This is a genomic window from Haematobacter genomosp. 1, assembly GCF_002196855.1.
Lineage (GTDB): Bacteria > Pseudomonadota > Alphaproteobacteria > Rhodobacterales > Rhodobacteraceae > Haematobacter.
In genome coordinates this window covers 1-24,949 of the sequence record NZ_NIPW01000013.1, presented here as the reverse complement: position 1 = coordinate 24,949, position 24,949 = coordinate 1, and the positions used below count along the sequence as shown (strand labels likewise).

The following is a 24,949-nucleotide window of genomic DNA, read 5'->3' as shown; positions in this document are numbered from 1 at the left end:
GCTCCGCCAGCGGCGGTTTTGCTGTGTTCCCCGTTCATGCCCCAGTCACCAGGCGCTTTCCTTTTTTCGTGGATTGGCTTGCTTGCGCAGGCTTTAGTAGCTGTGCGGCAACGCCGACGGCAATGGCTTGCGGGTGTTTGCCAAGCGTTGGATCGCCTATCGGGCAGGCAATGGCGTCAATTTGTGCAGCCGCGTGCCCCAGCTTGGCCAGGCGAGACCGGAAACGCGCCCATTTCGTCGCGGATCCGATGAGCCCGCAGCGCGAAAACCCGTGCAGAAGCAGGGCATGGCAGAGCGCGAAGTCGATCTCGTGGGAAAAGGTGAGGATCAGGTGTTCCGCCTCTTTCGGCGCATGCCTGACCAGCCGTGCCGGCTCTGTGGCGACAAGCCCGCGCACCCCGTCCGGCAGGCTCTCCGGCATTCGGCTCTCGGAGGTGTCGATGAGCGTGATGTCGAAGTCTGGCAGCGGGGCCAGAACCGCGGCAATGGCCCTTCCGACATGACCGGCCCCCCAGATCCACGTGGCGCGGGGTTCTGCCGCAAGCGGTTCGATCAACCAGCCCTGGCTGAATGCCGGGCGCGGCAGCGTTCCCGCCCTGCGCGCATGGGCAAGGCTCCGGCGGAGCGCCAGCGGCATCTGCGCTTCTCCCTCCACGCGGCGGGCAAAGCCCGGCAGCGTGTGGGGCAGTTCGGTCAAGCGCGCCGCAGTCCAGACTTCCGTGACGAGGGTCACCGCCCCGCCGCAGCATTGTCCCAGCGCCGGGCCGAGCGGCAGGCGCTGCACCGCGCTCTCCGTTCCTCTGGCGATCTGTGCCCGGGCGGCGGCGATCGCCTGCCACTCCAGAGCGCCCCCGCCGATGGTGCCGGAGATGCCGTCGGCCCAGACCAGCATTGCCGTGCCCGCTTCCCGCGGGGCGGAGCCTTGCACCTCCGCGACGACGATCCGCGCGACGTGTCCGTGGGTTTCGGTGAACGTGGCAAGAAGGCTGCGATCGAAGCTCATTCCCGGCGCCTCCGTTGCTGTGTTGCCGGGGGCGGCCCGGGGCGTCGCGCCCTCTTGCCCTCAACCGTCACCGAGGGGTCGGTTCTCTTCAGCGGTTCGGGCCGGGGGTCGCGGGGGGCGTCCCCCGCGCCGCCGGAGGCATGCGCGCTCCGGGTCATGGCTGCCTCCGCTGCCGGGCGATGGCCGAGAGGATCCGCTCCGGCGTCGCGGGGGCGTGGAGGTCGGGATAGGCAGAGCCGTCCCCGCAGGCCGCGACGGCGTCGGACAGGGCCATCAGCGCCGATATGCCATGCATGAAGGGCGGCTCCCCCACCGCCTTGGAGCGATAGATCGTATCCTCCCGGTTCCGGCCCTTTTCCCACAGATGCACGTTGAAGTTGCGGGGCCGATCGGAGCAGGCGGGGATCTTGTAGGTGGAGGGCGCATGGGTGCGGAGCCGCCCCTTGCCGTCCCATACCAGTTCCTCCGTGGTGAGCCAGCCCGCGCCCTGCACGTAACCGCCCTCCACCTGACCGATATCCAGCGCAGGGTTCAGCGACGCGCCCGCGTCGTGCAGGATGTCCGTCCGCAGGATCCGGTTCTCTCCGGTCAGCGTGTCGATGACCACTTCAGTGACGGAGGCGCCATAGGCGAAGTAGAAGAACGGCCGTCCCACGCCGCGCAGCCTGTCCCATGTGATCTTCGGTGTGGCGTAGAACCCGGTGGAGGACAGGCTCACCCGGTGCTGATAGCAAAGCGCTGCCGCCTCGGCGAAGCTGTAGCTTTCGCCCGCCACCTCCACCCGTCCGTCGGCAAAGCGCACCTTGCCCGGCGTCGTCTGGTGGCTTTCGGCCAGATGGGCGGCCATCCGGTCGCGGATCGTGTCGGCCGCAGCCTTTGCCGCCATGCCGTTCAGGTCCGAGCCGGAGGAGGCTGCCGTGGCCGAGGTATTGGGCACCTTGCCGGTATCGGTCGCGGTGATCTTCACCCGGTCGGCCTCCACCCCGAAGGAAGCCGCCGTGACCTGCGCTACCTTCTGGAACAGGCCCTGTCCCATCTCCGTGCCGCCGTGGTTCAGGTGGATCGAGCCGTCCGAATAGACATGCACCAGCGCGCCCGCCTGATTGAGATGCGTGAGCGTGAAGGAGATGCCGAACTTCACCGGCGTCAGCGCGATGCCGCGCTTGAGCACCGGGCTCGTCCGGTTCCACGCGCGTATCGCCTCACGCCGGGCGGCGTAGTCGGCCATCTGTTCCAGTTCGGCGACCATCTCGTGCAGGACGAAATCCTCGACCGGCATGTGGTAGGGCGTGGTCTGCAGCCCGTCGGGATCGACGCGGACCCGCTCGACCGTCTGGTCGCCGGAGGTCACGCGATCCTCGGGGATCTCGGGGCCGGGCGTTTCGGGTGCCGGTTCCCCGATGACGACAGGATGTGCCTCGGGCCGGGCGGGCGCGTAGAAGTTGAGCTTTCTGACCTCCAGCGGATCGCGCCCCACGGCATGGGCGATGTGGTCGAGCACGCGCTCGATCCCCAGCATCCCCTGCGGACCGCCGAAACCGCGATAGGCCGTGGCGCTCTGCATGTTGGTTTTCAGCCGGTGCGAGGTGATCCGGGCGGCAGGGAGGTGATAGGCATTGTCGGCATGCAGCATCGCCCGGTCCGCCACCGCGAGCGTCAGATCCTGGCTCCAGCCCGCGCGCGTGTACTGGTCGAAGGCGATGCCGAGGATCCGCCCCTCGCCGTCGATGCCCGCGCGGTAGTCGATGCGGAAATCGTGCCGCTTGCCGGTGACCGTCATGTCGTCATCCCGGTCGTAGCGCATCTTGCAGGGCCGTCCCGTCGCCCGCGCCATCAGCGCACAGGCCACCGCCAGATGGTTCCCCTGACTTTCCTTGCCGCCGAAGCCGCCGCCCATGCGGCGCACCTCCACCCGCACGGCATTCATCGGCAGGTCGAGCGCCTCCGCCACCTTGTGCTGGATCTCCGTCGGGTGCTGGGTGGAGGAGTGGACGATCATGTCCCCCCCTTCCTGCGGCAGCACGAGCGCGGCCTGCCCTTCGAGATAGAAGTGCTCCTGCCCGCCCATCTCGATCCGGCCCGTCACCACGCGGGGCGCGGCGGCAATGGCGGCTTCGGCATCGCCCTTGGTCCAGGTCACCGGTCCCTGTTCGAACCGGCTGCCGGCGGCAAGTGCTGCCTCCACGCTGAGGATGGGCTCCTCTTCCGCATAGGTCACGCGGGCGAGCCTCGCGGCCTGCCGCGCCGCGCGGTGGCTCGTGGCGGCAACAATGAACAGCGGATGGCCGACATAGTGCACGGCGCCATCCGCGATCAGCGGCTCGTCATGCGCGCCGGGAGAGACGTCGGGGATCGGATGGAGATCCTCCGGCCCCATCACCGCCACCACGCCCTGCGCTGCACGCACCGGCGCGAGATCAAGGGATGTCACGCGCCCCCGCGCGACGGTGGACAGGCCGAAGGCCAGCGACAGCGTGTTGGCGGGCACGGGGATGTCATCCACGTAGCGGGCCTTGCCGCTGACATGCAGGGGGGCCGCGTCATGGGGGAGGGGTTTTGCCACGCTCATGGCTGCACCTCCAGAATGTTCACCGGCCGGCCCGCAAGGTCGTGGAAGTAGCGTGTGAGCATGTTGCCCGCCGTCTCCAGCCGGTAGGCGGCGGAGGCCCGCATGTCGGTCAGCGGCGTGAAATCTTCGGTCAGGGCGGGTATCGCGCGGGCGATGGTGGCCTCCGTCCACGGCTGGCCGATGAGCAGCCTCTCCACGCCGGAGGCGCGTTTCGGGATGCCCGCCATGCCGCCGAAGGCGATGCGCGCAGCGGTGACGGTGCCATGCTCCACCGCCACGTTGAAACAGCCGCAGACCGCGGAGATGTCCTGATCGAAGCGCTTGGAAAGCTTGTAGCAGCGCAGCCGGTCTGGCTGGCGGGGGTCGGGCTGGCGGGGAATGCTCACTGCCTCCACGAACTCTCCGGGGCGGCGATCCTGCTTGCGGTAGTCGAGGAAGAACGCCTCCAGCGGCAGCGTCCGCCGCTCCTCTCCGCGTCGCAGGTGGAGCGTCGCGCCAAGCGCGATCAGTGCGGGCGGCCCGTCGCCGATGGGGGAGCCGTTGGCGATATTGCCGCCGATCGTGCCTGCGTTGCGGATCTGGGTGCTGGCGAAGCGCCGGATCATCTCGCCGAGGCTGGGGTGGAACGGGGCCATCGCGGTTCCGAAGGCGGAGAGTGTGACGCCCGCGCCGATGCGGATCTCCTCCTCCCCGATCTCGATGCGCTTCATGTCGGCGATCCCGGCAAGGAACGCGACGGGCGCAGGATCGCGCAGGTCCTTCGTGACCCAGAGCCCCACATCCGTGGCTCCGGCGATCAGCACGGCTTCCGGGTGTTCCAGATACCACGTGGCGAGCGCATCGCTGCTGCGGGGCATGAAAACATCGTCTCCGCCGACGGGCTGCACGGCATCCTGCGCCGGGTCATGCATCCAGCCGGGCACGGGGGCGCTTTCCGCGGCCTCCGCCGCGCGCACGATCGGTGCATAGCCGGTGCAGCGGCAGAGGTTGCCCGCAAGCACCGTGTCATGGTCGCGCCGGCCGTTCAGATGCGCGACGGCCATGGAAACGACGAAACCGGGCGTGCAGAAGCCGCACTGGCTGCCGTGTTTCTCCACCATCGCGGTCTGGACGGGATGCGGCTCGCCCGCAGGCCCGGCGATGCCTTCGACGGTGCGGACGGCCTTGCCGTGAAGCTGGGGCAGAAACAGGATGCAGGCGTTGAGTGCGCATGCGCCGTCTTCATCGGCGACCATCACCGTGCAGGCGCCGCAGTCGCCCTCGTTACAGCCTTCCTTGGTTCCGGTAAGGCCGCGGTCCTCACGCAGCCAGTCGAGAAGGGTCCGGGTCGGCGGTTCGCCCGCAACCCTGACCGGCGTTCCGTTCAGCAGAAACGCGATCTCCATTGAATATGACCTGCCGCTTTACTCCCTGAAGCGTCTGGTGCCCCGTCCGATGCGGCGTAAGAGGGGCGCGCGTTCTTGAGGTCGAGGTAAGCGCAGCCCCTCCCCCTTGGCAACAGATATCTGCGCGCGGCGCCTGCCGGAGCGTTGTCTCGCGCCGGGAATGTGATCGCAATGCTCATAAAATGTCGCCGGATAAGGGAATTGGCTCTTTCCGCGTGCGATTGACGTTCGGGAACAGGGGTGGAAGGGTGGTCGGATGGCGCTCCTGTCCATTCATCATATCCAGCTTGCCTTGCCGGAGGGAGGCGAGGATGCCGCGCGCGCCTTCTTTCCCCACCTCGGCTTTGCGGAAGTTCCCAAGCCTCCGGCGCTTGCCGCGCGGGGCGGTGTCTGGTTCGAGGCGGGCAATGTCCGTCTCCATCTGGGGGTGGAGCAGCCGTTCCGGCCCGCCGCCAAGGCGCATCCCGCGTTCGAAGTCAGCGACCTTGCCGCCATGACCCTCCGCCTGCGGGCCGCGGGCATTCCGGTGCTGCCCGATGAGGGGCTGCCGGACCATGACCGGGTTTACCTGCAAGACCCGTTCGGCAACCGGATCGAACTGCTTGAGCGACGTCAGTAAGTAGAAATCTCGATCAGATTGCCGTCCGGGTCGCGGAGGTAAACGGACCGGATCGGCCCCTCGGCCCCCGTCCGCTCCACCGGACCCTCCTCCACCGGGGTGCCCGTCCGGGCGAGATGGCGGAGAACGTCGTCCAGCGGCTCTGCGCTGATGAAGCACAGATCGCCGGAGCCGGGGGTCGGGTGCCTGGCTTTCGGGTCGATCTCCTTGCCCCGCTGATGGAGGTTGATCTTCTGCCGGCCAAAGGCAAGGGCCCTGCGCCCCGCGCCGAAGGTCACGGCCTCCATCCCCAGCACGCGGGTATAGAACTCCACCGTCGTCTCCACCGAGGCGACGGTCAGCACGAGATGATCCAGACGTTCGATCCGCATGCCGGAACGCTAGGTGCGCGACGGAATGCTGTCCAGCACTTTGCTCCCCGCACGGGAGGGCGTAAGCTCCCGCCCATGACCGCTCCCCGATTCATCCATCTCCGCGTCCATTCCGAATATTCGCTCCTCGAAGGGGCGGTGCCGGTGAAGAAGCTCGTGAAGCTCTGCGTCGAGGCAGGGATGCCCGCCGTTGCGCTGACCGACACGAACAGCATGTTCGGCGCGCTGGAGTTTTCCACCCTGGCGAGCGGCGCGGGCGTGCAGCCCATCGTCGGCTGTCAGGTGTCCGTGCTGGCAGGGGCGGCCGCGCCCAGCCAGAAGGCCCGCCGCGCCGCGCCGGTCGTGCTGCTGGCGCAGAACGAGGCAGGCTACCGCAACCTGATGAAGCTCTCCTCCTGTCTCTATCTGGATGCGGGGGGGGAGCTGCCGTCCGTCACCGTGGAGGAGCTGGCAACCCATGCCGAGGGGCTGATCTGCCTCACCGGCGGGCCGGAGGGTGCGGTCGGCCAGCATCTGATCGCCGGTCACCGCGACAAGGCTGAGGTGCTGCTGGAGCAGCTGGCGGGCATCTATCCCGGCCGCCTTTACGTGGAGATCCAGCGCCATCCCGGAGAGGGGGGGGCTCCCGCGCTGGCGGAGCGGGCGACGGAGCAGGGATTTGTCGAGATGGCCTATGCGATGGGCCTGCCGCTCGTCGCCACCAACGATGTCTATTTCCCCAAGACCGAGATGTATGAGGCCCATGACGCGATGATCTGCATCGCGGAGGGCGCCTATGTCGATCAGCAGGAGCCGCGCCGGCGGCTGACCCCGCAGCATTACTTCAAGTCCGAGGCGGAGATGGTCACGCTCTTCGCCGATCTGCCGGAGGCGGTGGAGAACACGGTGGAGATCGCCCGCCGCTGCGCCTTCAAGGTGAAGAAGCACCCGCCCATCCTGCCGCGCTTTGCCGATGACGAGGTGGAGGAACTGCGCCGTCAGGCGTGGAACGGCCTGCGTGAGCGGCTGGCGGTGATCCCGCATTCCGCCAGCGTCGCGGAATATGAGGCGCGGCTGACCTTCGAGCTTGGCATCATCGAGCAGATGGGGTTTCCGGGCTATTTCCTGATCGTCGCCGATTTCATCAAATGGGCCAAGCAGCGCGATATCCCGGTGGGTCCGGGCCGGGGCTCGGGCGCGGGGTCGCTGGTGGCCTATGCGCTGACCATCACCGATCTTGATCCCCTGCGCTACAGCCTGCTGTTCGAACGCTTCCTGAACCCGGAACGGGTGTCGATGCCGGACTTCGACATCGACTTCTGCATGGACCGGCGGGAGGAGGTCATCCGCTACGTTCAGGAGAAATACGGCCGTGACAAGGTGGGGCAGATCATCACCTTCGGCGCGCTGCTGTCGAAGGCCGCGGTGCGCGACGTGGGCCGCGTGCTCCAGATGCCCTACGGACAGGTGGACCGTCTTTCCAAGATGATCCCGGTGGAGGGGGTGAAGCCCGTCTCCATCGCCAAGGCGCTGGCGGATGAGCCCCGCCTGCGCGAAGCCGCCCGGGCGGAGGAGGTGGTGGGCCGTCTGCTGGGCTATGCCGAGCAGATCGAGGGGCTGCTGCGCAACGCCTCCACCCATGCTGCCGGCGTGGTGATCGGGGACAGGCCGCTCGACGCGCTGGTGCCGCTCTATCAGGATCCGCGGTCCGACATGCCCGCCACCCAGTTCAACATGAAATGGGTGGAGGCGGCGGGCCTGGTGAAGTTCGACTTCCTCGGGCTGAAGACGCTGACGGTGATACAGAACGCCATCGACCTGATCCTTGCGGGCGGCGGTGAGCTGCACCGCTCCCCCGACGGGCGGGAGCTTTACGTGCCGAAGGAGGGGGCCGCGAACGACATCGGGCATATCCCGCTCGACGACGTGCCGACCTATGAGCTTTACGCCTCCGCCAAGACGGTCGCGGTGTTCCAGGTGGAAAGCTCCGGCATGATGGATGCGCTGCGGCGCATGAAGCCCACCTGCATCGAGGATATCGTGGCGCTGGTCGCGCTCTACCGGCCCGGCCCGATGGAAAACATCCCCACCTATTGCGAGGTGAAGAACGGCCTCCGGCCCATCGAGTCGATCCACCCCTCCATCGACCATATCCTGGCCGAGACGCAGGGCATCATCGTCTATCAGGAACAGGTGATGCAGATCGCGCAGGTGATGGCGGGCTACAGCCTGGGCGGCGCCGACCTGCTCCGCCGGGCCATGGGCAAGAAGATCGCCGAGGAGATGGCGAAGGAGCGGCCCAAGTTCGTCAACGGTGCCGTGGAGAACGGCGTGAACACGAAGAAGGCGGGCGAGGTCTTCGACCTCCTGGAGAAATTCGCAAACTACGGCTTCAACAAGTCGCACGCCGCCGCCTATGCCGTGGTGAGCTACCAGACCGCCTGGCTCAAGGCGAACCATCCCGTGGAGTTCATGGCCGCCGTCATGAACTGCGATATCCACCTGACCGACAAGCTGAACGTCTACAAGCGCGAGGTAGACCGGCTGGGGATCGAGACGGTGCCGCCTTGCGTGAACCGCTCGCTCGCCACCTTCAGCGTGAAGGACGGGCGCGTCGTCTATGCCTTGGGTGCGCTGAAGAACGTGGGGGTGGAGGCGATGCGCGCCATCGTGGAGGCGCGGGGCGACAGACCGTTCCGCGACCTGTTCGATGTCGCCCGCCGGGTGGACCTGAAGCGGATCGGCAAGCGTCCGCTGGAGATGCTGGCGCGCGCAGGGGCCTTCGACACGCTGGACCGCAACCGGCGCCGGGTGTTCGACAGCCTCGATGCGCTGGTCGCCTGGTCCGCCGCCGTACATGAGGCGCGCGTCTCGGCGCAGGTGTCGCTGTTTGGCGAGGCGGGAGACGATCTGCCGGAGCCGCGGCTGGTGAACTGCGACGACTGGCTGCCGGTGGAGCGGCTGGCGGAGGAGCATCAGGCCATCGGCTTCTACCTCTCCGGCCACCCGCTGGACGACTACATGCCCGCCCTGAAACGCAAGGGTGTCCTGACGCTGGAGGCGCTGACCCGGCAGGCCGAACGCGGGCCGACCGTGGCGAAGCTTGCGGGTTCCGTTTCCTCCCGGCAGGAAAGGAAATCGGCCAAGGGGAACCGTTTCGCCTTCGTGCAGCTTTCGGATCCGACAGGACTGTACGAGGTGACCGTGTTTTCGGAGACGTTGGAGGCGACGCGGCAGTTTCTGGAGCCGGGATCGGCGGTCGTGCTGACGGTGGAGGCGACGATGGAGGCCGACACGCTGAAACTGCTGGCGCGGGGCGCTGCGCCCATCGACGGCGTGGTGGCCGATGCAGGAACCGCCGGGCTTCGCATCCATCTGGAGGAGGCGCGCGCCGCGCGTTCCGTCGCCGCGCTGTTCGAGCGGATGGCGGAGCAGCGCATACGCTCCCGCGCGCCGATCGAATTCTGTGTGACCGACCCGGAGACGGGCCGGGAGATCGTCATCCGTCTGGGCGAGGATTATCCGGTGTCTCCGCAGATCAAAGGCGCGATCAAGGCCATCGGGGGGGTGAGCCTTGTCGAGGAAGTCTGACGCGCGCCCGGGGGAAGCTGAATCGGATGACACGGAACCGGGTGCGGCGGAATGATGCGTGCCGTGTTGATCGGTCTGGCAATCGTCGCGCTGGCCATTGTCGCGGCCATCGTTGTGCTGCGCGTGATGTTTCCGCTACCCTCGCTCGACGGACGGACGGAAACGCAGGCCGTTCCGCCTTCCGCGGAGACGCCGCTCGGCAGGTTCATCGTCGGAGAGGCGGCCGCCCATGGCAAGGAGAGCGGCATAAGGGCGATCTTCAGCGGCCCCGATGCTTTTGCGGTGCGGATGGCGCTGGCCGATGCGGCGGTGCAGACGCTCGATGTCCAGTATTACATCTGGCAAAACGACCTGACCGGCACGCTGTTGCTGGACTCGCTTCGGCGGGCAGCGGACCGGGGGGTGCGTGTACGGCTGCTCGTCGATGACAACGGCGTACCCGATCTGGACCCGGAACTGGCCGCGCTGAATGCGCTTCCCAATGCGGAGGTGCGGCTTTTCAATCCGTTCACGATCCGCAATCCGCGCTGGCTCGGCTATTTCTATGATTTCGTCCGGGTGAACCGGCGGATGCACAACAAATCCTTCACGGCGGACGGTATCGCTACCGTCATCGGCGGGCGGAACGTGGGAGACATCTACTTCGAAAGCGGGCCGGACGCGCATTACCTCGATCTCGACGTGCTGGGGGTGGGGCAGGTGGCCAAGGACGTGTCGGTCGATTTCGACGGCTACTGGGCCAGTGGCTCGGCCTATCCGGTGGACCTCCTCGTCCCAGCGCCGGAGGATCCGGGCGCCCTGTTGGATGCCAGGATCGCCGCCGCCCGCAAGGACTCTGCGCATGATGCCTATGTCGCGCGCGTTCACTCCGATCCGGCGGTGAGGGAGCTTCTAGACGGGAGTTACAAGGTGGATTGGGTGCCCGTGAAACTGGTCAGCGACGATCCCGCGAAGGGGCTGGGCAAGAATGACCGCAGCGGGCTGATGGCCGTCCGGCTGGGCGAGATACTCGAAACGCCCCGGCGTTCACTCGACCTGATCTCCGCGTATTTCGTGCCGGGAAACCGGTTGTCCGAGCAGTTCGAGGATTGGGCGCGTTCCGGCGTGACGGTGCGGGTTCTCACCAATTCACAGGATGCGACGGACGTTCTGCCCGTGCATTCCGGCTATATCAAGCATCGCAAACCTCTGGCAGAGGCGGGGGTGCGGCTCTACGAACTGAAGTCGGATGCGGGCAGCAACCAACGGCGGCAAACGGAGAATTTCGGCTTTCTCGGCTCCTCCATGACCAGCCTGCACGCCAAGACCTTCACCGTCGATGCGGCGCGGATCTTCATCGGGTCGTTCAACTTCGATCCGCGCTCGGCCTATCTGAACACGGAAATGGGGTTCCTGATCGAAAGCCCCGATCTCGCGCAGCGCATGGGCAGCGCCTTTGACTCCCAGATCCCCGATGAGGCCTACAGCGTGGTTCTGGAGAATGACCGGATCGTCTGGCTGGATCCCGTGCCGGGCGGCGAGCCTGTCACCCATCTGACAGAACCGAACACCACATGGCTTTCGCGTGCCACGGTCCGGTTCCTGAGCTGGCTGCCGATCGACTGGCTGCTCTAGCCCTGTTCTGCCAAAAGCCAAAAGATTCGGGGTTCTCTTTGCAGCAGGTTTGCAATGGGAGCTTTGGATCGACCGATGCCTTGGGGCGTGCAAAGGGGAGCGGATCGGCGGCCATAGCTCTAGCAGGCTGCTGAAAAAGTCCTGAAGTGCCATGCCTATGTGCCGAAGAGCGGAAAATCGGCCCGGAAACGTCGGGAAGTCTATAGATTTCCGGCTGGATTTCGTCAGATGGCGAACGATTTCCGCTCCAACACAGGCCAAAAAGCTTTTTTCAGAAGCTTGCTAACCCTGTTCTGCCAAAGCCAAAAGATTCGGGGTTCTCTTTGCAGCAGGTTTGCAATGGGAGCTTTGGATCGGCCGATGCTTTGGGATGTGCAAAGGGGAGCGGATCGGCGGCCATAGCTCTAGGGGATGAGTGAACAGGCCAATCAGGCCGCGACAGGAAGCACTCCCCTCAAAAACAAGGCTGCATCAGCCGGTTTTCGGGGGAACTCCGAAGCGGCGCTTTCCCCCCTTCTCAATCTGTCGATCACCGGTTTTCGAGGAGAGAGGCCACCATCCGCGGCATTCCCGGCGCGCGGCTCTGGATCAGCGATCCTCCACAGGTGCCGCGTCCAGCCGGAGCTGCATCAGGACGAGATCCAGCCAGCGCCCCTGCCGCACGCCCACCTCGGGCATCATGCCGACATGGGTGAAGCCGAGTTTCTCGTGCAGCGCGATGGAGGCGGCATTGCTCGCCCCGATGGCGCCCACCATCACATGTTTGCCCGCCTCCCGCGCGGCTTCGATCAGCGCCTGCATGAGCATCCGACCGACGCCGCGCCCGCGCGCCTCAGGCGCGAGGTGAACGGAATGCTCCACCGTCAGCCGGTAGCCGGAGAAGGGCCGGAAATCACCGAAGCTGGCATATCCCAGCACGCGGCCCTCTTCTTCCGCCACCAGAACCGGATAGCCCTGTGTCCGGCGGGCGGCGAGCCACTGGGCGCGGTTCTCCGCGTCCACGGGGGCATCGTTCCAGATGGCATCGGTGGTGGCGAGGATGTCGTTGTAGATTTCCGCCAGTCGCGGCAGGTCGGCGGCGGTCGCTTCGCGAAGGATCATCGCGGCAGTCTTTCATAAGTGACGGGAAGGGTTTCCAGCCCGTGGAAGTGATAGACATCGGCGTAGCGCGGCGGGTGGGAGAATTGAAGCCCCTTCAGCCGTGCGAACAGGATCGGCAGGGCGATTTGCAACTCGAGCCGGGCAAGCGGCGCGCCGACGCAGAAATGGATCCCTGCGCCGAAGGCAAGCTGCGGCCCCGGTGCCCGGCGCGGGTTGAAGCGCGCGGGGTCCGGCCAGACCGCGGGGTCGCGGTTCGCGGCGGCGAGCAGGCAGCCCACCTGTTCGCCGGGGCGGAAGCGATGGCCGAACAGCTCCGCCTCCTCCCGGCACCAGCGGGTGAAAAGGTGGAGCGGCGGATCATGGCGCATCACCTCCTCAACCAGCGGGGCAACGGTCTCATCCACCGGCACGATCCCCCGGGGTATAAGCGCATTGAGCGCGTTGCCAAGGGTGTGGACCGTTGCCTCATGCCCGGCGTTCAGAAGGAGGATGCAGGTGGAGATGAGTTCTTCGGTGGAGAGCCTGTCCCCCGCCGCCTCCGCCGCGATGAGGAGGGAGAGGAGATCGTCGGCCGGCGCGGCGCGGCGCTTTTCCACATGCGCCCGCAGGAAGGCCACGAAGTCCTCCGTCGCGGTGATGGCGCGGGTTTCCATCTCTGGCGTGCGCCCCGCCTGATACATGCCCACCATGGCGTTCGACCAGCGGAGCAGATCATCCGCCCGATTCTCCGGCACGCCCAGCAATCGCCCGATGACGATGACCGGGAGCTTCTGGGCAACGGCGGGAAGCAGGTCCGCCCCGCCCTTTGGCAGCGCGTCGATCAGGTCATGGCAAAGCGCGGCGATCTCCGGCCCCAGGGCCGCGATCCGCCGGGAGGTGAAGGCGCGCAGCACCAGCCCCCGGAGCCGCGTGTGTTGGGGCGGCTCCAGCTCAAGCATAGAATGCGCCTCCACCGCGTAGAACGGCGCCAGATGCGCCGGGATTTCGGGTGCGAAACCGGGCGGCGGCTCCCGCCCGAAGCGGCGGTCGCGAAGGAGGGCATTCACCTCCGCATGGCCCGCTGCGCAGAGAAGGGCGTAATCTTCCCACAGGAACAGCGGCCCCGCGGCGCGGGCCCGGTCATAGAACGGGTACGGATCCTGCACGAAGGCGGGATCCGTCGGGGACTGGCGGAGGGCTTTCATCCGGCGGCGGAAAGCGCCTCGACGATGGGGGCGAAATCCTCCGCCTTCAGCGAGGCGCCTCCGACCAGCGCCCCATCGACATTCGCTATGGCGAAGACGCTCGTGCAGTTGCTGGCCTTCACCGATCCGCCATAGAGCAGCCGCATCCCGTTGCCCGCAGTTCCGTAGCGGATGGCGAGGCGGCTGCGCAGAAAGGCGTGAACCTCCGCGATCTCGGTGGCGGTGGGGGTGCGGCCGGTGCCGATGGCCCAGACGGGTTCATAGGCGATGACCGTGTTCTCCGCGCTCGCGCCATCGGGAAGCGAGCCTTCGACCTGACGCCCGATGACGTTCAGCGTCCCTCCCGCGTCCCGCTCCTCCTCAGTCTCACCCACGCAGACGATGGCGACGAGGCCTGCCGCCCATGCGGCCTGCACCTTGGCGCGGACGACCTCATCCGTCTCGCCGTGGTCGCTCCGGCGCTCGGAATGGCCGAGGATCACATGGGTCGCGCCGGCATCGGCCAGCATCCCGGCGGAGATGTCGCCGGTATGCGCGCCGGAGGTCAGCCAGTGGCAATCCTGCCCGCCCACGGCGATGGCACCCTCTGCCTTGTGGACAAGCGGCGCGATCAGCGTGGCGGGGGGGCAGATCAGCACGTCGCACCCCGGTTCCGGGCAGGCGGCGATCAGCCGCTCCACCTCGGCCAGAGAGGTTCGAGTGCCGTTCATCTTCCAGTTACCAGCCGCAAGCTTCCGCATCCCGTCTCTCCGTCATGGCTTTTCTCCAGCAATAGGCGATCACCGGACGGCGCGAAAGCACCCCCTTCGGCGGAGGCCGCGATTGCGCCGGTGCGTGGCTTCGGCTATTCGCGGGCGCATGTCACAGAACCGCCCCGCCCTTCCGCCCGAAATCGCCCGCCGGCGCACGTTTGCGATCATCTCGCACCCGGACGCCGGCAAGACCACGCTGACCGAGAAGTTCCTGCTGTTCGGCGGGGCGATCCAGATGGCGGGTCAGGTCCGGGCGAAGGGGGAGGCGCGGCGCACCCGTTCCGACTTCATGAAGATGGAGCAGGACCGGGGCATCTCCGTCTCCGCCTCCGCCATGTCGTTCGATTACCGGGAATTCCGGTTCAATCTCGTGGACACGCCCGGCCACTCCGATTTCTCGGAGGATACCTATCGCACGCTGACGGCGGTGGACGCGGCCATCATGGTGATAGACGGCGCAAAGGGCGTGGAGAGCCAGACCCGCAAGCTGTTCGAGGTCTGCCGCCTGCGCGACCTGCCGATCCTGACCTTCTGCAACAAGATGGACAGGGAAAGTCGCGATACCTTCGAGATCATCGACGAGATCCAGGAAAACCTCGCCATCGACGTGTGTCCGGCCAGTTGGCCCATCGGTGTGGGGCGCGACTTCCTTGGCTGTTACGACATCCTGCACGACCGTCTGGAACTGATGGACCGGGCCGACCGGAACCGGGTGGCGGAATCAATCAAGATCAGCGGGTTGGATGATCCGAAGCTGGCCGATCACGTCCCCGCCGACCTGCTGGCAAAGCTGCGCGAGGAGCTGGAGATGGCGCGCGAGCTTCTGCCCGCCTTCGACCGGGAGTCGCTGCTGAACGGCTCGCTGACGCCGATCTGGTTCGGCTCCGCGATCAATTCCTTCGGGGTGAAGGAACTGATGGACGGCATGGGCGAATGGGGACCGGAGCCGCAGCCGCAGAAGGCGCTGGAGCGGCAGATCCTGCCCGAGGAAACCGCCGTGACCGGCTTTGTCTTCAAGGTGCAGGCGAACATGGACCCGAAGCACCGGGACCGCGTGGCCTTCGTGCGGCTGGCATCGGGACATTTCGAGCGTGGGATGAAGCTCCTGCACGTTCGGACAAAGAAACCCATGGCGGTGTCGAACCCCGTCCTGTTCCTTGCCGCTGACCGGGAACTGGCGGAGGAAGGCTGGGCGGGGGACATCATCGGCATCCCCAACCATGGCCAGCTTCGGATCGGCGATGCGCTGACGGAAGGCGAGGCGCTGCATTTCACCGGCATCCCGTCCTTCGCGCCGGAACTGCTGCAGACTGTGCGCGCGGGTGATCCGATGAAGGCCAAGCACCTTGAAAAGGCGCTGATGCAGTTCGCGGAGGAGGGCGCCGCGAAAGTGTTCAAGCCGATGATCGGCTCCGGCTTCATCGTCGGCGTGGTGGGCGCGCTGCAGTTCGAGGTGCTGGCGAGCAGGATCGAACAGGAATACTCGCTGCCCGTGCGGTTCGAGGGCTCGCAGTTCACTTCCGCGCGCTGGGTCTCCGGCCCGAAGGCGGAGCTGGAGCGGTTCGTCAACATCAACAAGGGTCATATCGCCGAGGATCACGACGGCGACGTGGTATTCCTGACGCGGCTGCAATGGGACATCGACCGGGTTCAGCGCGACTTTCCCGATCTGAAGCTGACCGCGACCAAGGAGATGATGGTCTGAGGTTCAGACCGCATCCGTCCAGACGCGGAACCCTTTCAGCTCATGCGGGCCATAGCTGGCAAGCATGGGCACATCCGCCGCATCCCGGCCGCGCGCGATGACGATGCGCCCGATGCGCCGCGCGTTGTTGCGGGGGTCGAAGGTCCACCAGCGATCCCCGAGCCACACCTCCATCCAGGCGGAAAAGTCCATCGGGCTGGGCTGGGCCGGGATCCCGATATCGCCGAGATACCCGTTGACGTAGCGCGCGGGGATATTCAGCGCGCGGCAGAAGGTGATGGCGAGATGCGCGAAGTCGCGGCAGACGCCCGTGCCGTCCGCAAGGGTCTGGGAGGCGGTTCGGGTGGAACTGGCGCGGGCATAGTCGAAGGCGACCTGCAACTTGCCGTAGTCGAGAATCGCCTGAACCCGGCTCCTGCCCGGCGGGAGGTTTCCGAACAGATCCCAGGCGCGCTGGCTCATCATGTCGGTTTCGCAGTATCGTGAGCCGGTGAGGTAATAGAGCGCCTCAGGCGGAAGGGCCGACACGGGATTTTCGCCCGCATCCTCGTCCGCCGCATCGGGAAGTCCGTCATCGCGGATCAGCCCGTCGAGCAGAACGGTCGTATCGCCCGCAGGCGCGGTAAAGCGGCGGCAGAGGTTGCCGTGGGCGTCCAGATAGCTTTCGACATCCTCAATGCTGCCGCGAACCTCTGCCGCCACGGGGGCCAAAAGGTCCGCCTGCCGCTCGGGATGGACGTCCAGCATCGTCACAATCGGCGTCGGCATGACACAACCGATGGTCAGTTCACAGCCGAACCGGATGGTGAGGGGATGCCGGGCGTCCAACACGGGTCAGCCTTTCCGCGCTTCCATGCTGATCTCCGCCTTGAACAGCTTGGAGACCGGGCAGCCGGTTTCTGCTTCCTTGGCGGCAGCGACGAGGGTCTCCTCATCCGCATCCGCGCGGATCACCACGACGAGATGCGCCTTGGTGATCGCACCCTGGCTCGGGTCGAGCGTGATCTTGGAGGTCGTGTCGATTTCGTGAGGGGTGATCCCCTTCTTCCCGAGGATGCTGGCGAGCGCCATGGAAAAGCAGCCGGCGTGGGCCGCACCCAGAAGCTCCTCCGGGTTGGAGCCGCCGCTTTTCTCGAACCGTGTCGCATAGCTATAGGACTTGTCCGTCAACGCATTGCTTTGCGTGCTGAGCGAACCGTGGCCTTCTTTCAGCGATCCGTTCCAGACTGCGGTGCCGTATTTCTCGATCATGGGAACTCTCCTTGTTACGGGACAACGCGGTGCCCCGCTCATTGGTTTCACCGTCGCGGGCATCCGGCAAGCGGCGAATGCGGCCGCTGAGGAGCATCTGGGCCGCGATTGTTGACCTTCCAGTGGAATTACTGTAAGCAATTGCGTCCGCTCCTGCGGACCCGAGCCGGGACGCATGGAACGGCGTCCTCCTGACCGCGCGGCCCGATGCCGCCGAACCACTGGACGCCAATGACAAAATTTTCAGATCTCAATCTCGACCCGAAGGTGCTCCGTGCCGTCGAAGAGGCGGGCTATGAGACACCGACCCCCATTCAGGAAGGAGCCATTCCGCCTGCGCTCGAAGGGCGCGACGTGCTGGGCATCGCCCAGACCGGCACCGGCAAGACCGCTTCCTTCACCCTGCCGCTCATCACCCGGCTTGACAAGGGCCGCGCCCGCGCGCGGATGCCGCGCAGCCTCGTGCTCGCCCCCACGCGGGAGCTGGCGGCGCAGGTGGCCGACAACTTCGACGTCTATGCCAAATACACCAAGCTCACCAAGGCGCTGCTGATCGGCGGCGTCTCCTTCGGGGAGCAGGACAAGCTCATCGACCGGGGCGTGGATGTTCTGATCGCCACGCCGGGGCGGCTTCTCGACCATTTCGAACGCGGAAAGCTGCTGCTGACCGGCGTGCAGATGATGGTTGTCGATGAGGCGGACCGGATGCTCGACATGGGCTTCATTCCTGATATCGAGCGCATCTTCTCTCTCACGCCCTTCACCCGGCAGACTCTGTTCTACTCCGCCACGATGGCGCCGGAGATCGAGCGGATCACCAAGACCTTCCTGTCCAACCCGGTCCGGGTGGAGGTGTCGCGTCAGGCGACGACGTCCGAAACGATTGAGCAGGGGCTGGTCGAGTTCAAGCCGAGCCGCAAGGACCGGGCCGTGGTCTTCAAGGAGAAACGCGCCGTCCTGCGTGGTCTGCTGCGGCAGGAAGGCGCGGCCTGCACCAACGCGATCATCTTCTGCAACCGCAAGATGGATGTGGATGTGCTGGCGAAATCGCTGAAGCAGCACGGGTTCAACGCTTCTCCCATCCACGGCGATCTGGAGCAACGGCAGCGGATGCAGACGCTCGACGGCTTCCGCGACGGCTCGATCAACATTCTCGTGGCCTCCGATGTGGCGGCGCGCGGTCTGGACATTCCGGCGGTGAGCCACGTGTTCAACTTCGACGTGCCGAGCCACCCGGAGGACTACGTCCACCGGATCGGGCGGACCGGGCGCGCGGGGCGGAAGGGCAAGGCCTTTACCATCGCGGTTCCGTCTGACGACAAGTATCTCGCCAATGTAGAAAGCCTGATCAAGCAGCCGATCCCGCGGATCGCGAACCCGATCTCCATCGCCGCTGTGGAGGAGAATGAGGCCGCAGGCGAGCCGCGCAAGGAGAAACCCACGCGCACCCGGACCCGTGGCGGTCGCCGCAAGGCAGACGCTGCGGAACCCGTGGAATCGCCGAAGGCCGAGGCGGAGACCCGCGTCGAGAAGTCCGCCGAGAAGCCGGCCGAGAAGCCCAGGGCCAAATCCGCCCCGCCGGAGGAGCCGCGCCTGGAAGCCGAAACCCCTGCGCGTGAGGAAAAACCGCACCGCTCCCGCGAGGGTCAGGGCCGTCGCGACCGGAAGGAGAAGCGGGACGATGGGCCCGTCGTCGGCATGGGGGATCACGTGCCGGAGTTCATGCTCCGCTCCTTCGCCACACCCTCGGGCAACTGACGCAAGGCTTGGGGGCTGCCGTTTCGGCCTCCGCGCCTGCTCCGTGCGGCTGGCCTCCCGCGCCGCCGGATGCTACGCCTTCTTCAGGGAATGATGGAGAAGCGGATGGATCTGGGTATTCGGGGCAGGAAGGCGCTGGTCTGCGCCTCGTCGAAAGGGCTTGGGCGGGGGTGTGCCGAGGCTCTGGCAGAGGCGGGGGTGGACCTCATCCTGAACGCGCGCGGCGCCGAGGCGCTTGAGGCGACCGCCGCCCATATCCGCGACCGTTATGGCGTGGAGGTGACGACCGTGGCCGCCGATATCGTCGATCCCGAAGGGCGCGCGCGTGTTCTGAAGGCCACAGGAGAGGCGGATATCCTCGTCACCAACGCAGGCGGCCCGCCCCCCGGCACCTGGACGGATTGGTCGCGCGACGATTTCATCAAGGCGCTCGATGCGAACCTGCTCACGCCGGTGGCGCTGATGCAGGCGCTCGTGCCCGGCATGGCGGATCGCGGTTGGGGCAGGGTGGTGAACATCACCTCGCAATCCGTCCGCGCGCCGATCGCAGCCCTCGGACTGTCCAACACGGCACGCACGGGACTGACCGGCTTCGTCGCGGGCACATCCCGGCAGGTCGCGGGCAAGGGCGTGGCCATCAACAACCTGCTTCCCGGCATCCACGATACCGACCGGGCGATCGCCCTCGACGGCGGCATGGCCAAGCAGGCGGGCATCTCTCTGGAGGAGGCACGTCAGCGCAGGTATGCCAGCATCCCCGCCGGACGCTATGGCACCGCGGAGGAGTTCGGCGCCGCCTGCGCCTTTCTCTGCTCCCGGTATGCAGGCTTCTTCATCGGGCAGAACTTCATGCCGGACGGCGGCCTGAACAACCTGACAATGTGAAGGGTGATTCCCCGTTGCCGGTAGGCCGGTGACGGGGGTCTGCAGGGCTCTTCGGGGCACACTGAGCGCGCGACATACACTTTTTTAAGTCTTTTCAGCTATCCAGCACCCTGAACGATTTTCCGTGATTATGCGGTTGAGGGGGCTTTGAAAGGACAAAAGGGGGGAGTAAGTCTGTCAGTCAGCACGTTGACACCCGGCCGTAGGAACGGGAAACAGGCGCAGTGACGCCTTAGAAGGAGTAAGCCATGGGTCGTTTCGGAGTGACCGAAATCCTCATCATCGGTGTGGTGCTGCTGGTGCTCTTCGGGCGCGGCAAGGTTTCCTCGCTGATGGGTGAAGTCGGCAAGGGCATCACTGCCTTCAAGAAAGGGGTGAAAGACGGGACGGAGGAGATCGAATCCGCTTCCGCCGCCGCGGCGCGTGACGTAACGCCCGCGACCACCCCGGAGCAGGAAAAGACCAAGGTCTGACCCTGCGAACCTGAAGGCAGCGGAACATGTTCGACATCGGCTGGAGCGAACTCGTCCTGATCGGCATTGTGGCGCTGGTCGTGGTCGGGCCAAAGGATTTGCCTGCCATGTTCCGCACACTGGGCCGTGTGACGGCCAAGGGGCGCATGATGGCGCGTGATTTTCAGCGCGCCATGGAAGACGCGGCGGATGAGGCCGGGTTGAAGGATATTCAGCGTGACCTGAATTCCATCCGCTCGCCCATGCAGTCGGGTCTCGATGCGGTCAATCGCAAGTTGGACGACTGGGACGACCGTAGCCGTGCAAACCGCACGACCACGTCCGGCGTGACCACGCCTCCCGCGGCGAATGGATCCGCGCCGCCCCCTGCAGCCCCGGTCCCCCCTGCAGCCACCGCTCCGCTGGAGACGCCGTCAAACGCTCAGGGAACCGATCCCGCGGCGGTCGCGGCAGCCGCGCCGCGCGCGCACGCGTCCGAACCCGTATCCGAACCCGCCGTGGCGAAAGCCTCGGCCGAAAGCCCCGGAGACGGGACCAAAGTATGAAGTCCGAAGATATCGACGACTCCTCCGCCCCGCTGATCGAACATCTTGCGGAACTCAGAAAGCGGCTCATCTGGTCAGCACTCGCTTTCGTGGTAGCGATGTTCCTGGCATTCACCGTCTGGAACCCGATCTTCAACTTCCTGACTTGGCCAGTCTGCGGCGCTCTGGCGGAACGGGGGCAGGATTGCGGGCTTGTTCTCATCAAGCTGCAGGAAGGCTTCTTCGTCGCCATCAAGATTTCGATGTTCGGCGGTCTGGTCCTGTCATTCCCGATCATCGCCTATCAGCTCTGGCGCTTCGTTGCGCCTGGACTTTACCGGTCCGAAAAAGCCGCTTTCCTGCCGTTCCTGATCGCTTCCCCGGTGATGTTCATCATCGGCGCAGCTTTCGCCTTTTTCGTGGTCATTCCGATCGCGTTCAATTTCTTCCTGACCTTCCAGCAGGTCGGAACGCCCGGCGTGCCGATTCCCGCGGAACCGGGCAGTGTGACGCCCCATACCGCCGGCATCACCTTTCAGGGCTCCGTCGCGGAATACCTGTCGCTGACCATCAGCTTCGTGACGGCATTCGGCCTGTGCTTCCAGCTTCCGGTCCTGCTCGTGCTGATGGGAAAGGCCGGGCTGATCACCTCCAAGGGGCTTGCCAGCGTGCGGCGCTATGCAGTGGTGGTCATCCTGATCGTGGCAGCCATCGCCACGCCCCCCGATGTGATGAGCCAGTCCATCCTGTTTGCCGCGATCTACCCTCTCTATGAGATCTCCATCTTCCTCATCCGCCGGATCGAGCGCCGGAAGGAGGCCGAGATGAAGGCGGAGGGGCTCTGGGTGGACGAGGACGAAGACGACGGGAAGGACAAGGCATGACGATGCAGACACTCGAACGGATTGCCGCGGCTCTGGAACGCATGAGCCCGCCGCCCGCCGCGCTCCCGGATTTCACGCTCGCCGATGCCTTCGTCTGGCATGTCGGGCCTGACCGGCTCGAGCCGGTGCCGCATGTCGCGCGCGTGGACCTCTCCCTCCTGATCGGCGTCAATCGTGCACGAGACGTCCTGCTGGAGAACACCCTGCAATTCGCCCGGGGACTGTCGGCCAACAATGCGCTGCTCTGGGGCGCGCGGGGCATGGGCAAGTCCAGTCTGGTGAAGGCCGTCCAAGCCGAAGTCCGCCGCCAGGGGTGGCCGCTGAAACTGGTCGAGGTGCAGCGCGAAGACCTGCCGTCCCTGTCACGGTTGCTGAACTTCCTGCGCAAGTCGGAGGAGCGGTTCCTCCTGTTCTGCGACGATCTTTCCTTCAGCCACGACGATCAGCATTACAAATCCCTGAAGGCGGTTCTGGATGGCGGTATCGAAGGCCGTCCGGAGAATGTCTTGTTCTACGCGACCTCCAACCGGCGGCACCTGATGCCGCGCGACATGATAGAGAACGAGCGGTCCACCGCGATCAATCCCGGCGAAGCGGTGGAGGAGAAGGTTTCTCTCTCCGATCGATTCGGCCTGTGGCTTGGCTTTCATCCCTGTGATCAGGACGAGTATCTGGCCATGATCCGCGGTTATTGCGACGCATATGGCGTGCCCGTGGCCGAGGATGAACTCCGCGCCGAGGCTATCGAATGGCAGGCGACGCGCGGGGGGAGGTCGGGCCGCGTCGCGTGGCAGTTCTTTACCGACCTCGCAGGCCGCAAGGGCGTTCCTCTGCGCGCCTGAAGAAACGCTTTTCTCCAGCTTTATAAACTGCTTACCTCCTCCCGTAGCAAGAGGAGTCGCAGGTGGACAGGCTCGAAGCCGATCGGATGTTCGTGGCGGTTGTCGAGGCGGGCGGCTTTGCCCGCGGTGCCGAACGGCTGGGCGCGAGCCCCGGACAGGCGTCCAAGCTGATCGGCAGGCTGGAGCAGGCTCTTGGCGTGCGTCTCCTTCACCGGACCACCCGGGCACTTCATCCGACGGATGCGGGCCGCGCCTACTACGAGGGGCTTCGCGATCTGCTGCTGGAGTTCGATGCGCTGGACGCGGCGGTTCGGACTGCCTCTCAGACCGCGGCGGGGCGGATCCGTGCCTCCGTGCCGCTGTCCTTCGGCGTGTCCGCACTCACGCCGGTGCTGCTCCGCTTCGCGCAAGCCTATCCTGAAATCGTGCTCGACGTGTCCTACACCGACCGTCAGGTCAATCTGGTGGAGGAGGGCTATGATGTGGCGGTCCGCATCGGGCGTATCGGTGATTCACCCTCGCTGATCGGGCGCAGGCTGTCGGAGACGCGGCTTCTGCGCTGCGCCGCGCCCCATTACCTCACCGATCATCCCCGGCCCGAGGTGCCGGATGACCTGCGCGGCCACCGCTGCATCCTTGATACCAATATGGCGGAACCCTTTCGCTGGAAGTTTTGCGACCCCCGGACCGGGGAGGCGCTCGAATATCCTGTGACCGGCCGCCTTCGATTTGCGAATGCGGAAGCGTGCCTGCGCGCTGCTGAGGCGGGCGAGGGGGTGGCGTCGATTCCCGCCTTTCTCGCCATGGACAGTGTGCGCAAGGGCCATGTCACGCCCTTGCTGGAAGCATGGGAGCCGGAAGCGCTCTCCATCTTCGCGCTCTATCCGCAAGGACGGCATCTCGCGCGGAAGGTGCGGGTTTTGCTCGACTTTCTAGTGGCGGAGTTCCGGTCGCCAGCCTGGGAATAACTTCCATATTGGGATGAATATCCCGCCAATATCGCCATTTATTGCCGTAACGGATAGGGCCATATTCTGCGCATGAAATCGAATCCCTGAAGGATCTGTCATGCTGGATACTCGAACGGCACCCTATGCCGCGCTGCTGCTTCGCGTCACGCTCGGTGCCCTGTTTCTTGCCCATGCCGGGTTGAAGCTGTTTGTCTTCACCCCCGCGGGAACCGCTCAATTCTTCGCATCGCTCGGTCTGCCGGGCGGGCTGGCCTATATCACCATCGCGTGGGAAATAATCGGTGCGCTGGCGCTTATCCTTGGCATCTATACGCGCTGGGTTGCTGTAATCATGACCCTGCCGCTGATCGGCGCAATCGCGACCGTCCATGGGCCGGCGGGCTTTTTCTTCACCAACCCGAATGGCGGCTGGGAGTTTCTCGCGCTCTGGATCGCCGGTCTGCTGGCCCTCGCGTTGATCGGTGATGGCGCGTTTGCCGCGAAACCCTCGCGGTCGGCTTCAGGGGAGAGAGTATGATGGAAATGGAACATGGTCCCGACCATGACCCGGTGAGTGTCGCAAGCGTCGCTCTCCGCGTCCGGGATTTGGATACGGTCACGCGATTCTACGAGACGGTTGTCGGTTTGTCGGTCCTGAGCAAGGATGCCGTGGGCGCTGTTCTTGGTACAGCGGGGCGCGGGCTTCTGGAGCTGCGCAAGGATCCGAACGCCCGCCAGCGGATGCCGCAGGAGGCAGGTCTCTTTCATACGGCCTTTCTGCTGCCCGACCGGGGCGCTCTGGGAGGCTGGTTGCGCCATGTGGCCGACCTTAAGACGCCGCTTCAGGGTCTCTCGGACCATCTGGTGAGCGAAGCCGCCTATCTGGCGGACCCCGAGGGAAACGGCATCGAGATCTATGCCGACCGTCCGCGCAGCCTCTGGCAGTGGCATGACGGGCAGGTGGCAATGACCACCGAACGGATGGATGTCGCCGCTGTTCTGGAAGCCGCAACGCCCTGGACCGGCGCGCCGGAGGGGTCGATGGTCGGGCACGTGCATCTGCAGGTTGGCGCTCTCCCGGAGGCCGAGGCGTTCTACGCAGGCCAACTGGGTTTCGACATCACCACGCATTACCCAGGCGCCACCTTCTACGCGACCGGTGGCTATCACCATCATCTGGCAACGAACGTCTGGAACAGCCGTGGCGCGCGCGTCAGGCAGCGTCCGTCCACCGGGCTCGAGGAAGTTCGACTCGCGGTAAGGGAATCCGCTCGCATGAAAGGGGTGGAATCGCTGCATCTGGATGATCCATGGGGCACTACGATTCGTCTCGGTCTCTCGGCCTGATCCTGCTCTTACGCGTGCGTTGTAATATTGTGTCTTTGAGTGGATGGTTTGCGCATTGTGTTCTGTGGATAAGTGGTGTTGTGAAGGTAATATGAAAAATGTGGTCTGTTTGCTGCATTTTCTGCTTGCGGGATTGTTTGTGATTACCTAGATACCGCTTCA

General features: G+C 65.5%; 22 protein-coding genes. 13 read left to right on the top strand and 9 right to left on the bottom strand.

What is annotated here, in order from left to right; translation table 11 throughout:
- Positions 1-34: 34 nt before the first annotated feature.
- The 3 genes from xdhC to xdhA all read right to left on the bottom strand — a co-directional run bounded on the left by xdhC (position 35) and on the right by xdhA (position 4,957).
- Entirely contained in the window at positions 35-1,003 is a 969-nt protein-coding gene (gene xdhC / locus CDV49_RS09820) for a xanthine dehydrogenase accessory protein XdhC (protein ID WP_088215361.1), read from the bottom strand.
- 154 nt (positions 1,004-1,157) lie between these two features.
- Positions 1,158-3,572 (bottom strand): xanthine dehydrogenase molybdopterin binding subunit, encoded by a 2,415-nt coding sequence (xdhB, locus tag CDV49_RS09815; protein WP_088215360.1) that lies wholly within the window; start codon positions 3,570-3,572, stop codon positions 1,158-1,160.
- Complete coding sequence (gene xdhA / locus CDV49_RS09810; RefSeq protein ID WP_088215359.1) at positions 3,569-4,957, bottom strand: xanthine dehydrogenase small subunit; 1,389 nt, start codon at positions 4,955-4,957, stop codon at positions 3,569-3,571. Before xdhA ends, xdhB begins: the two co-directional genes overlap by 4 nt.
- Before the next feature lie 256 nt (positions 4,958-5,213).
- On the opposite strand from xdhA, the gene CDV49_RS09805 reads away from it, so the two are divergent.
- Positions 5,214-5,576 (top strand): VOC family protein, encoded by a 363-nt coding sequence (locus tag CDV49_RS09805; protein ID WP_088215358.1) that lies wholly within the window; start codon positions 5,214-5,216, stop codon positions 5,574-5,576.
- Here CDV49_RS09805 and CDV49_RS09800 read toward each other — a convergent pair.
- The gene (locus CDV49_RS09800) at positions 5,570-5,947 is read right to left on the bottom strand and encodes a VOC family protein (protein WP_088215357.1); all 378 of its coding nucleotides are present in this window, start codon (positions 5,945-5,947) and stop codon (positions 5,570-5,572) included. The two genes, CDV49_RS09805 and CDV49_RS09800, sit on opposite strands and share 7 nt — an antisense overlap.
- Before the next feature lie 75 nt (positions 5,948-6,022).
- On the opposite strand from CDV49_RS09800, the gene dnaE reads away from it, so the two are divergent.
- Positions 6,023-9,517 carry a DNA polymerase III subunit alpha gene (gene dnaE / locus CDV49_RS09795; RefSeq protein ID WP_088215356.1) on the top strand — a complete coding sequence of 1,165 codons (3,495 nt, stop codon included), beginning with the start codon at positions 6,023-6,025 and terminating at the stop codon, positions 9,515-9,517.
- 51 nt (positions 9,518-9,568) lie between these two features.
- Positions 9,569-11,131 (top strand): phospholipase D family protein, encoded by a 1,563-nt coding sequence (locus CDV49_RS09790; protein ID WP_088215355.1) that lies wholly within the window; start codon positions 9,569-9,571, stop codon positions 11,129-11,131.
- Between the two features lie 588 nt (positions 11,132-11,719).
- Here the strand turns inward: CDV49_RS09790 and CDV49_RS09785 are convergent.
- Genes CDV49_RS09785 through tpiA form a run of 3 tightly spaced genes read right to left on the bottom strand, consistent with a single transcriptional unit; the run spans position 11,720 to position 14,156 of the window.
- Positions 11,720-12,232 carry a GNAT family N-acetyltransferase gene (locus tag CDV49_RS09785; RefSeq protein ID WP_088215354.1) on the bottom strand — a complete coding sequence of 171 codons (513 nt, stop codon included), beginning with the start codon at positions 12,230-12,232 and terminating at the stop codon, positions 11,720-11,722.
- The gene (locus CDV49_RS09780; protein WP_088215353.1) at positions 12,229-13,416 is read right to left on the bottom strand and encodes a cytochrome P450; all 1,188 of its coding nucleotides are present in this window, start codon (positions 13,414-13,416) and stop codon (positions 12,229-12,231) included. The genes CDV49_RS09785 and CDV49_RS09780 overlap by 4 nt, the downstream gene beginning before the upstream one ends.
- A complete protein-coding gene (gene tpiA, locus CDV49_RS09775) occupies positions 13,413-14,156 on the bottom strand; it encodes a triose-phosphate isomerase (RefSeq protein ID WP_088215352.1) in 744 nt (247 codons plus the stop codon). Before tpiA ends, CDV49_RS09780 begins: the two co-directional genes overlap by 4 nt.
- A gap of 118 nt (positions 14,157-14,274) precedes the next feature.
- On the opposite strand from tpiA, the gene CDV49_RS09770 reads away from it, so the two are divergent.
- Entirely contained in the window at positions 14,275-15,873 is a 1,599-nt protein-coding gene (locus CDV49_RS09770) for a peptide chain release factor 3 (RefSeq protein ID WP_088215351.1), read from the top strand.
- 3 nt (positions 15,874-15,876) lie between these two features.
- Here CDV49_RS09770 and CDV49_RS09765 read toward each other — a convergent pair whose 3' ends face one another.
- Positions 15,877-16,641, bottom strand: coding sequence for a transglutaminase-like domain-containing protein (locus tag CDV49_RS09765; protein ID WP_088215380.1), 765 nt, complete (start codon positions 16,639-16,641; stop codon positions 15,877-15,879).
- Positions 16,642-16,707: 66 nt separating this feature from the next.
- Positions 16,708-17,124, bottom strand: coding sequence for an OsmC family peroxiredoxin (locus tag CDV49_RS09760; RefSeq protein ID WP_179209164.1), 417 nt, complete (start codon positions 17,122-17,124; stop codon positions 16,708-16,710).
- Positions 17,125-17,355: 231 nt separating this feature from the next.
- Between CDV49_RS09760 and CDV49_RS09755 the strand changes: the two genes are divergently transcribed.
- The 9 genes from CDV49_RS09755 (at position 17,356) to CDV49_RS09715 (ending at position 24,787) form a co-directional block, all read left to right on the top strand.
- Complete coding sequence (locus tag CDV49_RS09755) at positions 17,356-18,882, top strand: DEAD/DEAH box helicase (protein ID WP_088215350.1); 1,527 nt, start codon at positions 17,356-17,358, stop codon at positions 18,880-18,882.
- Positions 18,883-18,987: 105 nt separating this feature from the next.
- Positions 18,988-19,767, top strand: coding sequence for an SDR family oxidoreductase (locus CDV49_RS09750; protein ID WP_088215349.1), 780 nt, complete (start codon positions 18,988-18,990; stop codon positions 19,765-19,767).
- A 248-nt stretch (positions 19,768-20,015) separates the two neighbouring features.
- The gene (locus CDV49_RS09745; protein WP_035746531.1) at positions 20,016-20,240 is read left to right on the top strand and encodes a twin-arginine translocase TatA/TatE family subunit; all 225 of its coding nucleotides are present in this window, start codon (positions 20,016-20,018) and stop codon (positions 20,238-20,240) included.
- Positions 20,241-20,266: 26 nt separating this feature from the next.
- Positions 20,267-20,785 (top strand): Sec-independent protein translocase protein TatB, encoded by a 519-nt coding sequence (tatB, locus tag CDV49_RS09740; protein ID WP_088215348.1) that lies wholly within the window; start codon positions 20,267-20,269, stop codon positions 20,783-20,785.
- On the top strand, positions 20,782-21,648 hold the full coding sequence (gene tatC, locus CDV49_RS09735; RefSeq protein WP_088215347.1) for a twin-arginine translocase subunit TatC: 867 nt from the start codon (positions 20,782-20,784) through the stop codon (positions 21,646-21,648). Before tatB ends, tatC begins: the two co-directional genes overlap by 4 nt.
- Positions 21,645-22,490, top strand: a complete 846-nt coding sequence (locus CDV49_RS09730; RefSeq protein ID WP_088215346.1) for an ATP-binding protein — start codon at positions 21,645-21,647, stop codon at positions 22,488-22,490. Before tatC ends, CDV49_RS09730 begins: the two co-directional genes overlap by 4 nt.
- Before the next feature lie 62 nt (positions 22,491-22,552).
- Positions 22,553-23,458, top strand: coding sequence for a LysR family transcriptional regulator (locus CDV49_RS09725; RefSeq protein WP_088215345.1), 906 nt, complete (start codon positions 22,553-22,555; stop codon positions 23,456-23,458).
- A gap of 100 nt (positions 23,459-23,558) precedes the next feature.
- Positions 23,559-23,978, top strand: coding sequence for a DoxX family protein (locus tag CDV49_RS09720; RefSeq protein WP_088215344.1), 420 nt, complete (start codon positions 23,559-23,561; stop codon positions 23,976-23,978).
- Positions 23,975-24,787, top strand: coding sequence for a VOC family protein (locus CDV49_RS09715; protein WP_256947300.1), 813 nt, complete (start codon positions 23,975-23,977; stop codon positions 24,785-24,787). The genes CDV49_RS09720 and CDV49_RS09715 overlap by 4 nt, the downstream gene beginning before the upstream one ends.
- The last annotated feature ends 162 nt before the right edge of the window (positions 24,788-24,949 follow it).

What these genes read in the sequence shown, in the direction of transcription:
- CDV49_RS09780 (WP_088215353.1), bottom strand. Translation starts at nt 13,416, where the DNA reads ATGAAAGCCCTCCGCCAGTCCCCGACGGATCCCGCCTTCGTGCAGGAT.
- tpiA (WP_088215352.1), bottom strand. Translation starts at nt 14,156, where the DNA reads ATGCGGAAGCTTGCGGCTGGTAACTGGAAGATGAACGGCACTCGAACC.
- CDV49_RS09800 (WP_088215357.1), bottom strand. Translation starts at nt 5,947, where the DNA reads ATGCGGATCGAACGTCTGGATCATCTCGTGCTGACCGTCGCCTCGGTG.
- CDV49_RS09785 (WP_088215354.1), bottom strand. Translation starts at nt 12,232, where the DNA reads ATGATCCTTCGCGAAGCGACCGCCGCCGACCTGCCGCGACTGGCGGAA.
- xdhA (WP_088215359.1), bottom strand. Translation starts at nt 4,957, where the DNA reads ATGGAGATCGCGTTTCTGCTGAACGGAACGCCGGTCAGGGTTGCGGGC.
- CDV49_RS09790 (WP_088215355.1), top strand. Translation starts at nt 9,569, where the DNA reads ATGATGCGTGCCGTGTTGATCGGTCTGGCAATCGTCGCGCTGGCCATT.
- CDV49_RS09805 (WP_088215358.1), top strand. Translation starts at nt 5,214, where the DNA reads ATGGCGCTCCTGTCCATTCATCATATCCAGCTTGCCTTGCCGGAGGGA.
- CDV49_RS09770 (WP_088215351.1), top strand. Translation starts at nt 14,275, where the DNA reads ATGTCACAGAACCGCCCCGCCCTTCCGCCCGAAATCGCCCGCCGGCGC.
- CDV49_RS09745 (WP_035746531.1), top strand. Translation starts at nt 20,016, where the DNA reads ATGGGTCGTTTCGGAGTGACCGAAATCCTCATCATCGGTGTGGTGCTG.
- CDV49_RS09715 (WP_256947300.1), top strand. Translation starts at nt 23,975, where the DNA reads ATGATGGAAATGGAACATGGTCCCGACCATGACCCGGTGAGTGTCGCA.
- CDV49_RS09755 (WP_088215350.1), top strand. Translation starts at nt 17,356, where the DNA reads ATGACAAAATTTTCAGATCTCAATCTCGACCCGAAGGTGCTCCGTGCC.
- xdhB (WP_088215360.1), bottom strand. Translation starts at nt 3,572, where the DNA reads ATGAGCGTGGCAAAACCCCTCCCCCATGACGCGGCCCCCCTGCATGTC.
- CDV49_RS09730 (WP_088215346.1), top strand. Translation starts at nt 21,645, where the DNA reads ATGACGATGCAGACACTCGAACGGATTGCCGCGGCTCTGGAACGCATG.
- CDV49_RS09720 (WP_088215344.1), top strand. Translation starts at nt 23,559, where the DNA reads ATGCTGGATACTCGAACGGCACCCTATGCCGCGCTGCTGCTTCGCGTC.
- CDV49_RS09750 (WP_088215349.1), top strand. Translation starts at nt 18,988, where the DNA reads ATGGATCTGGGTATTCGGGGCAGGAAGGCGCTGGTCTGCGCCTCGTCG.
- tatB (WP_088215348.1), top strand. Translation starts at nt 20,267, where the DNA reads ATGTTCGACATCGGCTGGAGCGAACTCGTCCTGATCGGCATTGTGGCG.
- xdhC (WP_088215361.1), bottom strand. Translation starts at nt 1,003, where the DNA reads ATGAGCTTCGATCGCAGCCTTCTTGCCACGTTCACCGAAACCCACGGA.
- tatC (WP_088215347.1), top strand. Translation starts at nt 20,782, where the DNA reads ATGAAGTCCGAAGATATCGACGACTCCTCCGCCCCGCTGATCGAACAT.
- CDV49_RS09760 (WP_179209164.1), bottom strand. Translation starts at nt 17,124, where the DNA reads ATGATCGAGAAATACGGCACCGCAGTCTGGAACGGATCGCTGAAAGAA.
- CDV49_RS09765 (WP_088215380.1), bottom strand. Translation starts at nt 16,641, where the DNA reads ATGCCGACGCCGATTGTGACGATGCTGGACGTCCATCCCGAGCGGCAG.
- dnaE (WP_088215356.1), top strand. Translation starts at nt 6,023, where the DNA reads ATGACCGCTCCCCGATTCATCCATCTCCGCGTCCATTCCGAATATTCG.